This is a genomic window from Verrucosispora sp. NA02020, from assembly GCF_013364215.1.
Classification (GTDB): Bacteria; Actinomycetota; Actinomycetes; order Mycobacteriales; family Micromonosporaceae; genus Micromonospora.
The window spans coordinates 6,600,940-6,615,563 of record NZ_CP054923.1 but is presented as its reverse complement, the minus strand read 5'-3'; the positions used below and the strand labels follow the sequence as shown (position 1 = coordinate 6,615,563).

General features: G+C 71.0%; 13 protein-coding genes. 2 read left to right on the top strand and 11 right to left on the bottom strand.

The window, feature by feature from the left end; translation table 11 throughout:
- Positions 1–23 precede the first annotated feature (23 nt).
- The 10 genes from HUT12_RS29555 to HUT12_RS29510 form a co-directional block, all read right to left on the bottom strand.
- Positions 24–770 (bottom strand): cyclopropane-fatty-acyl-phospholipid synthase family protein, encoded by a 747-nt coding sequence (locus HUT12_RS29555; RefSeq protein WP_176095336.1) that lies wholly within the window; start codon positions 768–770, stop codon positions 24–26.
- 200 nt (positions 771–970) lie between these two features.
- Complete coding sequence (locus HUT12_RS29550) at positions 971–1,876, bottom strand: GNAT family N-acetyltransferase (protein ID WP_176095335.1); 906 nt, start codon at positions 1,874–1,876, stop codon at positions 971–973.
- A 284-nt stretch (positions 1,877–2,160) separates the two neighbouring features.
- Positions 2,161–3,108 (bottom strand): endonuclease domain-containing protein, encoded by a 948-nt coding sequence (locus tag HUT12_RS29545; protein ID WP_176096031.1) that lies wholly within the window; start codon positions 3,106–3,108, stop codon positions 2,161–2,163.
- Between the two features lie 231 nt (positions 3,109–3,339).
- Positions 3,340–3,747, bottom strand: coding sequence for a RidA family protein (locus tag HUT12_RS29540; RefSeq protein ID WP_176095334.1), 408 nt, complete (start codon positions 3,745–3,747; stop codon positions 3,340–3,342).
- Between the two features lie 128 nt (positions 3,748–3,875).
- On the bottom strand, positions 3,876–4,883 hold the full coding sequence (locus HUT12_RS29535; protein WP_131051538.1) for a LacI family DNA-binding transcriptional regulator: 1,008 nt from the start codon (positions 4,881–4,883) through the stop codon (positions 3,876–3,878).
- Between the two features lie 19 nt (positions 4,884–4,902).
- Positions 4,903–6,273 carry a GH1 family beta-glucosidase gene (locus HUT12_RS29530; RefSeq protein ID WP_131051539.1) on the bottom strand — a complete coding sequence of 457 codons (1,371 nt, stop codon included), beginning with the start codon at positions 6,271–6,273 and terminating at the stop codon, positions 4,903–4,905.
- 221 nt (positions 6,274–6,494) lie between these two features.
- Complete coding sequence (locus tag HUT12_RS29525) at positions 6,495–7,328, bottom strand: carbohydrate ABC transporter permease (RefSeq protein WP_131051540.1); 834 nt, start codon at positions 7,326–7,328, stop codon at positions 6,495–6,497.
- A gap of 156 nt (positions 7,329–7,484) precedes the next feature.
- Positions 7,485–8,492 (bottom strand): carbohydrate ABC transporter permease, encoded by a 1,008-nt coding sequence (locus HUT12_RS29520; RefSeq protein ID WP_131051541.1) that lies wholly within the window; start codon positions 8,490–8,492, stop codon positions 7,485–7,487.
- A gap of 114 nt (positions 8,493–8,606) precedes the next feature.
- The gene (locus HUT12_RS29515) at positions 8,607–9,911 is read right to left on the bottom strand and encodes an ABC transporter substrate-binding protein (protein ID WP_131051542.1); all 1,305 of its coding nucleotides are present in this window, start codon (positions 9,909–9,911) and stop codon (positions 8,607–8,609) included.
- A gap of 181 nt (positions 9,912–10,092) precedes the next feature.
- Positions 10,093–10,854 (bottom strand): maleylpyruvate isomerase family mycothiol-dependent enzyme, encoded by a 762-nt coding sequence (locus HUT12_RS29510; RefSeq protein WP_131051543.1) that lies wholly within the window; start codon positions 10,852–10,854, stop codon positions 10,093–10,095.
- Between the two features lie 70 nt (positions 10,855–10,924).
- Here HUT12_RS29510 and HUT12_RS29505 point away from each other — a divergent pair, with 70 nt between their 5' ends.
- Complete coding sequence (locus tag HUT12_RS29505) at positions 10,925–12,007, top strand: UDP-N-acetylmuramate dehydrogenase (RefSeq protein WP_303393506.1); 1,083 nt, start codon at positions 10,925–10,927, stop codon at positions 12,005–12,007.
- Positions 12,008–12,120: 113 nt separating this feature from the next.
- On the opposite strand, the gene HUT12_RS29500 is transcribed toward HUT12_RS29505, so the two are convergent.
- Complete coding sequence (locus tag HUT12_RS29500; protein WP_176095333.1) at positions 12,121–12,936, bottom strand: class I SAM-dependent methyltransferase; 816 nt, start codon at positions 12,934–12,936, stop codon at positions 12,121–12,123.
- Positions 12,937–13,263: 327 nt separating this feature from the next.
- On the opposite strand from HUT12_RS29500, the gene mshA reads away from it, so the two are divergent.
- On the top strand, positions 13,264–14,616 hold the full coding sequence (gene mshA, locus HUT12_RS29495) for a D-inositol-3-phosphate glycosyltransferase (protein WP_176095332.1): 1,353 nt from the start codon (positions 13,264–13,266) through the stop codon (positions 14,614–14,616).
- The last annotated feature ends 8 nt before the right edge of the window (positions 14,617–14,624 follow it).

The window sequence follows — 14,624 nt, the reverse complement described above, 5'->3', positions numbered from 1 at the left end:
TTCTCGACCGTTGCGGATCCGCCTCACCGGGCCATCAGTGCGAAGACCCCCCAGCCCAGGTACTCACGCTGGTACCGCGTGTAGCGGACAGGCTCGGTGGTGAGCTCCGCCCGTACCGTGGCGGTCAGCTCGTCATCGGGGTTGTCGTCGAGCCAGCGGCGAAGGTTGAGCCACTGTGCCGCCTGGTAACGGTCCCAGCTGTCCTGGTCGGCGAGCACCATCTCCACGACGTCGTACCCGAGGTCGCCGAACCGTTGGACCAGCTCCGGCAGCAGCAGGAAGTCCTCCACGTCCTGCGCCAGACACGCTCTGGCGGTCTCCTGGTCCGGCACCTCCCGACGCCAGTACGGCTCGCCGACGAGCATCAGACCGCCGGGGCGGAGACTGTTGCCCAGCAACTCGACGGTGCCGGTGACGCCGCCACCGATCCACGTGGCGCCGACGCAGGCCACCAGGTCGACCGGCTCGTCCGCGACGTACCCGGAGGCGTCGTCGTGCACGAAGGAGACCCGGTCGGCGACGCCGAGTTCAGTGGCGCGGGCACGGGCCTGCCTGGTGAATACCGTGCTGATGTCCACCCCGGTCCCGGTGATCCGATGGTCGCGGGCCCAGGTGCACAGCATCTCGCCCGAACCGCTGGCGAGGTCGAGCACGCGGGTGCCGGGGGCGAGGCGCAGCGCCTGCCCCAGGGCGGCTAGCTTGCCGGGAGTGAACGGGTTGTGAATGCGATGGTTACTCTCGCGAATGGTGAAGATACGTGGCAGGTCCACGGGAATTGCTCCTCGGGTTCGATGAGGTCAGGGCGCCTGGGAAGGGCGGTCGACCGGAGCCGGTCGCCGCTGCTCGGACCGTCATCAATGCACCTCACTCGGAACGTCCTCTGGAATCCGGCCAGCGTAGGCGTGCTGTCCCCGACGCTTCCACCGATTTGCGCCGGAGCCGTCCGCCCCGCATCCGGCTCGGCCACTGTTCACAGCTCCCGTACGCAGGACCACTGGGTGGCGACCTGCCGATAACCGAGCCGGGTGTTGACCGCCAACATCGGCGCGTTCGCCGCATCGTTCCCGGTGTACGCGGTGGTGACCCCGTCCTGCGCCGCGCGGTGCAGCGCAGCCAACTTGACCAGCCGGGCCAGTCCACGTCCCCGGTGCTGCGGCACCGTGCCGGTGTAATCCGACCACATCCGCGTACCGTCCCGCTTCACCAGGCTGATCGCGGCCAGCTCGCCGTCGACCTCGGCCCCGGCGCTGGCCTCCCGGTCCAGGCCGACGTTGTCCCAGGTCGTGGCGAGCCAGTCGGCGTAGCCGATCGCGCCGGACACGACGTCGCCCGGCTCGTCGGCACTGGCCAGCACGTCCACCCGGTGCACGTGGCGCGGGTCGACGTCCGCCAGCGGGACCAGCCGGACGCCGTCGGGAGGCGTCGGCAAGGGCGGCAACGTGTGCAGGTCCAGGGCCGAGAAGTGCTCCTGGCGGCTCGGCGTGAAATGGTGCCGGCGGGCGAACGGCAGCGCCTCCGGCAGCGCACGCCCGTGCAGCCTAGTCAGACCGAGCGGGGCGAGGTGCCTCTCCGCCTCGGCCAGCAGCGCCCTGCCGATCCCGCGCCGCCGCTGGTCAGGGTGTACGTGCAGCAGTGACACCTCGCCGACCGCCTCGGCCGTGTGCTCGTTGCGGGACGCGCACACCCAGCCCACGATCTGCCCGTCGACCTCGGCCACGAAGCCGGTCCAGTGCAGACCCGGGGGCGGTGTGGCGATCAGTTGCCGGGTGGACGCGACGCCCCGCAGCAGGAAGGGGAACACGAGTCTCCGCAGCGCGACCACCGCCGGGGCGTCGTCGGGGCGGGCCGGGCGGATGAGGAACGGTGCTTCAGGCATCCGGCGGAGGCTAGCGGGTCCACCGCCGGCTCCGCCTCGGGTTATCGCGGGAGGTGGGGAGAGTTGTTGTCGTTCCAGCGACAACAACTCTCCCCACCTCACCCGTCAGCCTCGATGTCGGGCTGCGGCCGGGCGGTGCCCGCGACGTGGGGCTTGCCAATCGGTGGACCCAGAGAGCTGGATGCGACTTGACGGCCCTGATCCTTAGCCCATTGAGGTGTTAGGAAGGGACCCTTCCTAACACCTCAGGCTTCGCCGATCGGACTTCGGCCGTACCCACACCCTCAGCCCTGCCAGCCGGCGGCCTCCAGGGCCGCGCGGAGCTGGGCCACCACCTCGGCCGGGCGGTGTCGGACGTCGAAGGCGGTGAAGCGGAGGATGCGGTCGCCCTCGATCCAGATCCGGTTCTGTCGGCGCAGGTCAGCAGCCCAGTGTCGGACGTCCATGTGGTGCCCGCCGTCGATCTCCACATGCAGCCGCCAGCGCGGCCAGTAGGCGTCCAGATAGCGCACCCGCCCGTCGGTGTCCCGCCGCCGATGTTGTCCCTGCGGCGGCGGCAGCCCGTGGCGACGGCACAGCCGGGTCAGGTCGATCTCGGAGAGCGCCTCCGCGCCGCCCGCGATGTCGTGCAGCGTCTCCCGGATCAGCGCGCCCCGGCGGGCCTGGGGCATCCGGTCCAACACCGCCCCGATCTCCGCCGAGGTCACCCGCCGCTGTTGGCAGCCGGCCGCGAGGATCAGTTGCGCCTCGTCGTCGGTACGCACCCACTGCGCCGCGTCGACCAGGGATCGTGCCATCGACGTACGGTCGGGGCGGCCCCGCTGGCGGTCGGTGTCGGGCAGGTGTCGAGCACGGCGTACCCGGACCGCAGGCAGGCCCAGCGGAAGCCGGCGCAGCAGGTCGGCGCGCTGCCGATCGTGCGGGATCAGCACGTCGACGATGTCGTAGCGATAGGTGCCGCGCAGCCCGCCGGCTGTCGCTGCTGCCAACCCGGCGAGGATCGCGCCCTCCCCGGCCGCGAGCACCGCCACCCACCATGCCTGCGTCACCGGGTACGGCCCACCGGGCGGCTCCGCCCGCAGGATGCCCCGGCACACCCGACCCCATCGCCCGGACGCCAGCAGGTGGCGCACCTTGGCAGGGCTCAGCGCGGCCGTGGCCTGCGCCCAGGTGAGGATCCCCGACTGCTCGAACAGCAGCCACTGCAACGGGTCGGCGTCGTCTCGGGGCATCCGCACGAATCGATTGAACCCCGAGGTGGGTAGATCTGTTGTCGCTGGAACGACAATAAATCTCCCCACCTTCGTGGTCGCCCCGCCTTCGCATACCCGGGGAGAGCCGGGGTGCGGCAACAGGCGGCGTTCAGGGTGGGCGCCAGCCGGGTGCGGCGGAGCAGCGCACGAACCGGTTCCTGGGCGTAGGCCGGAGACGGTCACCGGCTACGACGTCTGCCGGCTGCGAGGTCAGCCGGCCGGCACGGCGGCGATCGCCTCGACCTCGACGAGCTGGTCGTCGTAGCCGAGCACCGCCACGCCGAGCAGCGTGCTCGGTGCGTCGTGGTCGCCGAAGGCGTCGCGTACCACCTCCCACGTCGCGACCAGGTCGGCCTGCTGGGACGACGCCACGTAGACGGTGCTCTTGACCACGTCGGCGAGGGTGGCACCGGCGGCGCGCAGGGCGGTCTCCAGGTTGGCCATGACCTGCCGGGCCTGGGCCGCGTAGTCACCGGGGGCGACGGTGTTCCCGTCGGCGTCCAGCGGGCAGGCTCCTGCGGTGTAGACCAGCCGGGTGGAGGGTTCCACGGTGGTCAGGTAGGCGTAGGGGGCGGCGCTGAGAGCGGGTACGGGCAGCAATCGGATGGAACTGGACATGCGCGGCAGGCTAGCCAGTCCGGCGAGCTGCTTGCCACCTGGTTTCGATGTTAGGAAGGGACCCTTTCTATACACGAGGCGTTAATAAGGTGCCCTTCCTTGCACCAAGAGCGCGAAGCACGAAGCCGTCAGGCGGACTCGCGGATGATCAGCTCGGTGGGGAGGATCAGCGCCGGCTCGACGTCCTCCCCGGCGGCCAGGCGCAGCAGCAGGCGGGTGCCCTGCCGGCCCAGCTCGACTATCGGCTGCCGCACGGTGGTCAGCGGCGGATCGGTGTAGGCGGCGGTCTCGATGTCGTCGAAGCCGATCACCGCCACGTCGTCCGGCACCCGCCGTCCCGTCTCGCGGAGCGTACGCATGGCGGCGTGTGCCATCAGGTCCGACGCGGCGAAGACGGCGTCCAGGTCGGGGTGGGCGTCGAGCAGTTGCCGCATCGCCGCCGCCCCGGACTCGCGGGTGAAGTCACCGACGGCCACCATCTCCGTCAGTCCGGCGGCGGCCACGGTCTCCCGGTATCCGGTCAACCGCTCGATCCCGGCGACCATGTCCTGTGGGCCGGCGATGGTGGCGATCCGGCGGCGGCCCCCGTCGATCAGGTGCCGTACCGCGCGGGTCACGCCGGCCACCTGGTCGACGTCGACGTACGGGATGTCCGCCCCGTCGAGGGGCCGGCCGCTGCACACCACCGGGATGCCGAGCGCGGCCAGCTTGGCCGGGAGCGGGTCGGCACCGTGCAGGGAGGCGAACAGCACCCCGTCGACGTGCCGACCGGTGGTGTACCGCTCCACCCGCTCGTGACCGGCCGGTGAGCCGGCCAGCATCAGCACGAGCTGCTTGTCGGCGGCCTCCAACTCCTGCGCGGCGCCCCGGATGATGCCGGGGAACACCTGGTCGTCGGAGAAGACCCGGGTGGCCTCCTCCGGCATGACCAGGGCGATCGAGTCGGTGCGTTGGGTGACGAGGGTGCGGGCGGCCAGGTTCGGCACGTACCCCAACTCGGCCACCGCCTGGCGGACCGCCTCCTGGATCGGCTCGGCGACCGTGGTCGAGCCGTTGACCACCCGGGAGACGGTGGCCCGGGACACCCCGGCCCGTCGTGCCACCGCTTCCAGAGTGGGCCGCTGCGCCCCCGTCATAGGAGAAACCACCATCTCGTCACAGCCCGTTCCGGGAGATCACCTCCTGGTACCACCGGGCACTCGCCTTCGGTGTACGCCGCTGGGTGAGGTAGTCGACGTGCACGATGCCGAACCGCTTCCGGTACCCCTCGGCCCACTCGAAGTTGTCCAGCAATGACCATACGAGATAGCCCCGCAGGTCGACGCCCCGGGCGATGGCCTCGTGCGCGGCACGCAGGTGGCCGTCGAGATAGGCGACGCGGTCGGAGTCCTGGAGCGGGCTCGTCGGGTCGGCGTTCTTGTCCGGAAAAGCCGCACCGTTCTCGGTGATCAGCAACGGCACACCGGGGTAGTCTGCGGCGATCCGCGTCAGCAGCCGGGTCAACCCGGCGGGCTCGATCATCCACCCCATGTCGGTCAGCGGACCGACCGCCGGTAGGAACTCCACCGCGCCCTCGGTGCCCGGGTACGCGCCGCCGCCCCCGCCGCCGTCCGGACGGCCCGCCACGTACGTGGGCGAGTAGTAGTTGATGCCGAGCAGGTCGATCGGCGCCGCGATGATCTTCTCGTCGCCGTCCCGGACGAAGGTCGGCTCGACCAGCCGTGCCACGTGCTCACGGACGTCGTCCGGGTACCCGCCGACCAGCAGTGGATCGAGGAAGATCCGGTTGTGCAGGCCGTCGACCAGGCGTACGGCGGCGGCGTCGGCCGCGCTGTCCGCGTCGGCGGGCTGCACGTCGGCGGGGTTGAGCGTGATGCCGACCCGGGCCGCCCCGCCGGTCCGCAGCGCCTGGGCGGCCAGGCCGTGCGCGAGCAGCAGATGGTGTACGGCGGAGAAGGCCGCCCCGGCGTCCTGCACCCCGGGCGCGTGCACCCCGTTGCCGTACCCGAGGTAGGCGGAGCACCACGGCTCGTTGAGCGTCGTCCAGGTGTCGATCCGGTCGCCGAGCCGGGTGTGCACGGCACTGGCGTAGGTGGCGAAGTGCTCGGCGGTGTCCCGGTCCGTCCAGCCGCCCCGGTCCTGCAACGTCTGCGGCAGGTCCCAGTGGTACAGGGTGACGATCGGGTCGATGCCCCGACCGAGCAGCGCATCGGTCAGCCGGTCGTAGAAGTCCAGGCCGCGCGGGTTGACCGGCCCGCTGCCGTCGGGCTGGATGCGGGGCCAGGACACCGAGAAGCGGTACGCCTGGAGGCCCAGCTCGGCCATCATCGCCACGTCGTCGGCGTACCGGTGGTAGTGGTCGCAGGCGACGTCACCGGTGTGCCCGGCGTGGACCTTGCCCGGCGTACGGCTGAACGTGTCCCAGATCGAGTCGCCGCGCCCGTCGTCGCGGGCCGCCCCCTCGATCTGGTACGCCGCCGTGGCCGCACCCCACAGGAAATTGTCCGGAAAACTCAACTCGCTCATGCCGGCACTCCGCTTCGCTGCGTGCCGCCACGAGGCACGGCCCTGTGTTGATGGTTCGCTCGCTGACGCTCGCTCATGCCGGCACTCCGCTTCGCTGCGTGCCTGCCTGAGCCACCCTGTGTTGATGGTTCGCTCGCTGACGCTCGCTCATGCCGGCACTCCGCTTCGCTGCGTGCCTGCCTGAGCCACCCTGTGTTGATGGCTCGCTCGCTGACGCTCGCTCACGCCTTCACCGCACCTTCCATGATTCCGCCGATGATCTGGCGGCCGAACAGGACGAACACCAGCAGCAACGGCAGCGTGGCGATGGCCGTACCGGTGAACACCTGGGACATGTCCTGGTAGTAGCCGTCGGACAGGGCCCGCAGCGACAACTGCACGGTGGGATTCTCCGGGTCGTTGAGCACCGCGTACGGCCAGAGGAAATCGTTCCACGTGGTCATGAAGGTGAGCAGGCCGAGCACGGCGGCGGCCGGCCGCAGTGCCGGTACCACCACGTTCCAGTAGATCCGGGCGGTGCCGCATCCGTCCACCCGGGCCGCCTCGATCAGCTCGGTGCTGACCGCCTGACCGGCGTACTGACGCATCATGAACACGCCGAAACCGGTGACCAGGGCGGGCAGGATCACGGCGGGCAGCCGGTCGTTCAGGTTCAGCTTCGTCATCAGGATGTACAGCGGAATGACGCCGAGCTGGGTGGGCACCATCATGGTGGCGATGATGACCATCAGCATCGCGTTGCGGCCCCGGAACCGCAGCTTGGCGAAGGCGAACCCGGCCAGGCTGCAGAAGAACACCACCGAGACGGTGACCGTGGTCGCCACGATCGCGGAGTTGATCAGACCGGTCAGGAAGTAGGCATCGGTGTTGTCGAAGAGCCGGGCGATGTTGGCGCCGAGGTTGCCGCCGGGCGTCATCGGTGGCGGCAACTGCCCCATCGCGTCGCTGCTGCGGCTGGCGACCACGAACATCCAGTAGATCGGGAAGAGCGACATCACGGTGGCGGCGATCAGCGCGCAGTACGTGAGCGGGCTGGCCCGCCAGAGCCGGCTCATCGCGCCACCTCGCTTCGCTCGGCGTCGCGACGAGCTACCGACGCGCTGCACCGAATGATTCGCTCGCTGCGCTCGCTCATCGCGCCACCTCGCTTCGCTCGGCGTCCCGACGAGGCCCCAACGCGCTGCACCGAATGATTCGCTCGCTGCGCTCGCTCATTGCGGGCCTCCCTTCCGCCCGCCGATTTTCGGGCGGGCACCGGCCCCGAGCCGGCGGATGATCAGTACGTTGATCGCCGCGACGATGGCGATCAGGGCGAAAAGCAGCCACGCCACCGCAGAGCCGTAGCCGAAGTTGTAGTAGGGCGCGAACGCGTTCTCGAACATGTACATGGTCAGCGTCTGCGACTCGCGCATCGGGCCGCCCCGGATCGCGTTGGTGCCGGAGTGGAACAGCCGTGGCTCGGTGAAGAGTTGGAGCCCGCCGATGGTGGAGATGATGACGCAGAAGATGATCGTGGGCTTGAGCAGCGGCACGGTGACGGCCCAGAACTGGCGGGCCCGGTTCGCGCCGTCGATCGCCGCCGCCTCATACAGGTCGCGGGGGATGGCCTGCATGGCGGCCAGGAAGATCAGCGCGTTGTAGCCGGTCCAGCGCCAGTCGACCATGGCGGAGATGGCCACCCAGGAGGCGAACCGGTCGGACTTCCACCCGATCGGGTCGAGGCCCACCAGGTCGAGCATCCAGTTGACCATGCCGAACTCGCGACCGAACAGCACCCCGAAGACGATCGCCACGGCGGCCGTGGAGGTGACGTTGGGGACCAGCACCGCCATCCGCCACCCGGTCCGGAAGCGCAGGTGCCGGTTGAGCAGGTTGGCCAGCCAGAGCGCCAGGAGCAGCTGCGGCACGGTGCTGATCACGAAGATGCCGAGCGTGTTCACCACCGAGTGCCAGAAGTCGCTGTCGACCAGCAGCTGGGTGTAGTTGTCCGCGCCGATGAAGGTGGGATCGGTGCCGAGCAGGTCCCAGTCGTGCAGCGAGACCCAGAAGGTGTACGCCAGGGGCCACGCCCCGAAGATCGCGAAGATCACGAAGAACGGGGCGATGTAGAGGTAGGGCGAGTACTTCGCGTCGATCCGGCTCAGCCGGCCGGACCGGGGCGGGCGGGTTTTCCGCGGTGCCGGGGTGGCCGGCGGGTGCGCGTCGAGCTGCAACGCCATGACCCGTGACTCCTTTCCACGCCCCCGCCCCGCGCCGATCCAGGTTCGCCGTCGCGTCGACGTGGACGCGTCGGGTCCGGTGGATCGGCGACGGGGTGGGGACCGTCGGGCCGGCTACTTGGCGGCGGCCTTCTTGGCGTTGGCGATCGCGTCCTGCCACCCCTGCTCGGGGTTGCGCTGTCCCAGCTCGACGGTGCGCACGGCGTTCTCGACCTCGGTGCGTACGGCCTGGTTCTTCGGGCCCATGTAGACCGGCTTGAGGGTCTTGGCGCCCTCGCCGAAGATCCGGCCGACCGGCGCGCCGGAGAAGTACGCGTTGGTGGCCTCGGTGATGGCCGAGTCCTCCAGCGCCTGTGGCGACGACGGCAGCGGGCCCTTGGCCTTGAAGGCGCCGATGTGGCCCTCGGCGCTGGTCAGGAACTTGACCAGCTTGATCGCCTCTTCCTGGTTCTTGCTCTGGCGCGGCACGGCGAGGTGCGAGCCGCCCCAGTTGCCGCCGTCACCGGGCACCCGGGCGATGTCCCACTTGCCGTTGGCCTCCGGCCCGGCGTTGCCCTCGATCACCCCGGTCATCCAGGCGGGGCAGGCGATGGTGGCGAACTTGGACTGCTTGAAGGCGGAGACCCACTCGTCGGACCAGGAGCCGTACTTGCCGGACAACCCGGCGTTGATGATCGCCATGGTGGTGTCCCAGGCCTGCTTCACCGCCGGGTTGCTGTCCACCACGAGGTTGTCGCTGGTGTCGTAGTAGTGGTAGCCCTGCGCGTTGCCGGCGGTCTGGAGCACGATCGTGTTGAACGTGTTGGTCGCCGCGTCCAGGAACGCGGCACCGGTGTTCGCCGCCTTGAACTTCTCACCGGTGGCGATGTACTCCTGCCAGGTCGGCCAGAGCTTCGAGACCTCTTCGCGGTCGGTCGGCAGCCCGGCCTTGTCGAACAGGTCGGTGCGGTAGCACATGGCCATGCCGCCGACGTCGGTGCCGAGGCCGATCAGCTTCTGGCCGTCGGCGGTGAGCCCCTGGTTCCACTTCCACTCCAGGAAGTTGCCCTTGAGGTCGGCGGCACCGTGGTCGAGGAGGTTGACGAAGTTGTCCGGGTTGGCCTTGTACTCGACCATCAGACCCTCTTCGATGGCGACCACGTCACCGGCGCCCTTGCCCGCCGCGAGCCACTGGGTCAGCTTCGGCGAGTACTCGTCGAGGTTGCCGCCGGTGCCCCGCTCGACGATCTTCACGCCGGGGTTGGCGTCCATGTACTGCTTGTACAGCTCCTCGTAGCCGAACTGTCCGAAGACGTCGACGGTGAGGGTTGTCGTGCCGTCCTCGGCGTCGTCGCCGCCACCGCAGCCGCTGGTGACGAGCAACGCGCCGACGGCGGCCAGGGCGACCGCAGCGAGGCGGTGGCGCGGGAAGGTGCCCATGGTCTGGTGACCCCTCTCAGGTCGGGGTGGTGGTGGAATAAGTCCAGAGAGCGCTCTCACGAAGCTTGCGGTCCGCCCTCGATCGATGTCAAGAGAGCGCTCTCTCGGCGAGGTCACAGAATGGCCACGGGCGGCCCTCCCGATCGGAAGGGCCGCCCGTGGCGTGTCGGTGCGGTGGGGCTCAGGCGGCGCGGATCCCCTCCAGCAGGGCGCGGTCGCCCGCCACGGTCAGGGTGTCGAAGCTGACCCGTCCCCAGAGCGCCAGCAGCAGGTCGCTCGCGGTGGCGTTGACGTGTACCCGGGCATGGTGGTCGTCGTGGTCGAGGATGGTGCCGGTGTCGAGCAGGGCCACCCCCTCGCCACGCAGCCGCAGATACCACTCCTGGGCGGCGTCGCTCGCGCTCAACCGCACCACGCCGCGCCACTCCCCGGTCGCCGCCCGCCGACCCGCCGGCAGCCAGGTGTCCAGCACCTCACTCACCCCGTCGGCCGCGAGCTTGGCCTCGACCGGTTCGCCGGCGGCGATGGCGAGCTGGGCGTCCCAGCGGTGCACCGCGGTCTCGTGGGCCATCCGACGCGGCCAGAAGCCCGCCTTCTTCGGCTGCGGTGCCCAGTTCCACGCCGGAGCCTCGGGGTCGAGGGCGTCGAAGAGGGTCATCAGCTCGTCGTACGCCTGCTGCCACTGCGCCGCCGCGGTCACACCCGGCACCGGCTCGACCGGCTGTGCCCGGCGCTCCGGTGCGGTCGTCCCGCCCGAACCCACGATCGCGTGCGCCCAGCGGTAGACGCCGGCGAGATGCAGGGCCAGGTCGGCGACCGTCCAGCCGGGGCAGGAGAGCACGGGTGTCTCAGGCGGGGCCTCGGCCACCGCAGCGGCGAACGCCGGCCCCTCCGTCCGAAGCGCGCCGATCCAGAAGTCCTTGCTGCCCTGCAATCTGCTCATCGCCATCCTCCCGGGGGTGACCCGGCCACCAATGGGTGCCGCGGCTACCCACCAGCCTAGGGTGAAAGGCGTGTTCGACGCCTACGCCCAGCCGACAGTCGCCACTGAACCCGCCAGCACCGGCGATCTGGCGCAATACACGACATTACGCTTGGGTGGCCCGGCTCGCCGGATCGTCACCGCCACCACCGAGGACGAGATCGTCGCCCGGGTACGCGAGGCGCAGGACGACGTTCTCCTGCTCGCGGGCGGTAGCAACGTGGTGGTCGGCGATGCCGGCTTCCCCGGCACCGTGGTCCTCGTCCGGTCCCGGGGACTGCGCGTGCTCGCCGAAGACGAGGCGAACGTCACCGTACGCGTCGAGGCCGGCGAGCCGTGGGACGACCTGGTCGCCGCGACCGTGGCCAACGGCTGGTCCGGGTTGGAGTGCCTCTCCGGCATCCCCGGCTCGACCGGAGCGACCCCGATCCAGAACGTCGGAGCGTACGGGCAGGAGGTCGCGGACACCATCGTCGGCGTACAGGTCTACGATCGCGTCACCGGAGAGATGACGACCGTCCCCACCGTGGACTGTGGCTTCGCGTACCGGGCCAGCGTCTTCAAGTACAGCCAACGGCTGGTGGTGCTCTCGGTCGACTTCCGACTGACCCGCTCGCCGCTGTCCGGCCCGGTGCGCTACGCGGAACTGGCCCGGACGCTCGGTGTCTCGGTCGGCGACCGGGTGCCGGCGGCCCAGGCACGCGCCACCGTGCTGCGGCTGCGCGCCGGCAAGGGCATGGTGCTGGACCCGACCGACCCGGACACCCGCTCGGTCGGCTCGTTCTTCACCAACCCGGTGCTGGACACCGCCGGCTACGAACTGCTGCGGCAGCGGGCCGCCGACATCGGTGAGCCACCGGCCTGGCCGGGCGCCGGGGACCGGGTCAAGATCAGTGCGGCCTGGCTGATCGACAAGGCGGGCTTCGGCAAGGGCCACCCCGGCCCCGAGGGCGTCGCCATCTCCAGCAAGCACACCCTGGCGCTGACCAACCAGTCCGGCACCGCCAGCACCGACGCCCTGATCACGCTGGCCCGCGAGATCCGCGACACGGTCGAGGCCCGCTTCGCCGTGACGCTCCACCCCGAACCCGTCCTCGTCAACTGCACCATCTGACCCCGCACCCGCACCCGCACCCGCCCGCCGCGCCGCGCGGTCGTCGGTGGGTGCGGCCGAGATGTAAGGAAGGGACCCTTCCTATACACGAGGCGTTAGTAGGGGACCCCTCCTTACACGCGTCCCTGCCCGCGGCCTCGCGGGGCGACGGCGGGCCAGGGGATCGTCAGCTGGCCCTGACGCCACTCGCGGGGGCGGCGCAGCACGGGCCAGCCCTGGGTGCGGACCGTGGAGACCGCGCGCAGCCAACGTTGGCGCGGGCCGAAGGGGGCGTAGCCGGCGGCAGCCCGCCAGGCGTCGTCGAGAGCCCGGATCAGGTCGTGGATCGGCTCGCCTGGCACGTTCCGGTGGATCAGCGCCTTGGGCAGCCGTTCGGCCAACTCGGCCGGACTCTCCAGGGTGGTCGGCCGGGCGGCCAGGGTCAGCGTACGAGGGCCGGTGGAGTCGAGCAGGATCCAGCTGCCGAGTCGGCCCGGCTCGTCGCAGGTGCCCTCCACCAGCAGGCCGCCCGGGGCCAGCCCGGCGAGCACGGTGGCCCAGGCGGCGGCCACCTCGCTCTCGTCGTACTGCCGCAGCACGTTGAAGGCGCGGACCACGGTGGGCCGGAGCCCGGCCAGCTCGAAGCCGCCCCGGGCGAAGGTGAGTCCGGGCGGGTCGGCGGCGGGCTGGGCGGCGTCGACGCGTACCGGATCGATCTCCAGCCCGACCACCCGCACGTCGGTACGGACCCGCGCGGCCAGCCGGGCGCGCAGCTCCACCGCCGTCACCGGCGTGGCACCGTACCCGAGGTCGACCACCAGCGGGTCCGGCGCGGCCCGCAGCGCGTCCGCGCAGTTCTCCACCATCCAGTTGTCCACCCGGCGCAGCCGGTTGGGATTCGTGGTGCCCCGGGTCACCACACCGAGCGGCCGGGATGCCCGCGTCGCCATCGTGCGAACCGGCTCAGCTCGCCCGGTGGACCCTGGGCCGCGCTGCCGGTGCGACGAGGAGGTGGCGGCCCTCGTGAGCCGGTCGACGGGCGGTGGCCGCGCCGACCCCGCTGGCGGCTCCGGTGACGACGGCGACACGACTCATCCGGCCATTCTCGCCTCTCCTGTGGTCGCCGGAAGCGGCACCCCGGTGATGAGGTCGGTCACGCCGGGGCACCTGGACGGCGTATTTCCGGCCGCCGATCGGGAAGATGACATCCGGCGTGGAGGTTGACGCAGGAGCGCCGGTCGTGCGCGACGGCATCAACCGTGGCAAAGGGAGCGGACGTGGCGGAAATGCACACCGGTGTAGGACGTCAGCGCGGTGCCCTGCCGTGGCCCCGCCCCCGGCGGATCGCGACGCTCTCGGTGCACACCTCACCCCTGCACCAGCCGGGTACCGGCGACGCGGGCGGCATGAACGTCTACATCCTGGAGGTCGCCCGGCGGCTCGCCGAGGCGGACGTGGCGGTGGAGATCTTCACCCGCGCCACCTCCGGCGACCTGCCCCCGGTGGTGGAAGTCGCCCCGGGCGTGCAGGTACGGCACGTGATGGCCGGTCCGCTCGAAGGACTGACCAAGGAGGAACTGCCCGGCCAGCTCTGCGCCTTCACCGCCGGAGTGCTGCGTGCCGAGGCGGCCCGCCCACCGGGCCACTACGACCTGATCCATTCCCACTACTGGCTCTCCGGCCAGGTCGGCTGGCTGGCCAAGGAGCGCTGGGGCGTACCGCTGGTGCACACCGCGCACACCCTGGCCAAGGTGAAGAACGCGCGGCTCGCCGCCGGGGACCGGCCGGAACCCAAGGCCCGGGTGATCGGCGAGGAACAGGTGGTAGCCGAGTCCGACCGGCTGGTGGCCAACACCGAGGTCGAGGCCCGGGACCTGATCGACAGGTACGACGCCGACCCGACCCGGGTCGCGGTCGTCGAACCCGGCGTGGACCTCGACCGGTTCCGGCCGCTCTCCGGCGACCGGGAGGGCGCCACCGTCGCCGCCCGTACCCGGCTCGGCCTGCCCGTCCAGGGCCACCTGGTCGCCTTCGTCGGCCGGATCCAGCCACTCAAGGCCCCGGACGTGCTGATCCGCGCGATCGCAGCGCTACGTGACCGGGACCCGGTCCTGGCGCAGGAGGTGGCGGTGGTGATCTGCGGCGGCCCCAGCGGCAGCGGACTGGACCGGCCCACCGCGCTGATCGAACTGGCCGCCACGCTCGGTGTCGCCGACCGGGTGCACTTCCTGCCGCCGCGCACCGGCGCCGACCTGCCCCTGCTCTACCAGGCAGCCGATCTGGTCGCGGTGCCGTCGTACAACGAGAGTTTCGGGCTGGTCGCGCTGGAGGCCCAGGCCTGCGGTACGCCGGTGGTGGCCGCCGCCGTGGGCGGTCTGGTGACCGCCGTACGCGATCAGGTCAGCGGCGTACTGGTCCGTGGGCACGACCCCGTCGACTGGGCGCGTACGCTCGGCCGCCTGCTGCCGGACCGGGCCCGCCGGGCCGAGCTGTCCGTGGCGGCGGCTCGACACGCTCGCGACTTCTCCTGGCACCGCACCGCCGCCAGCCTGCTGACGGTCTACGGCGAGGCGATGGCTGCCCACCGTGCCCGCCTCACCGCCGAGCTGACCGCGTCCCGCGCCTGGTAGCGGGCTGC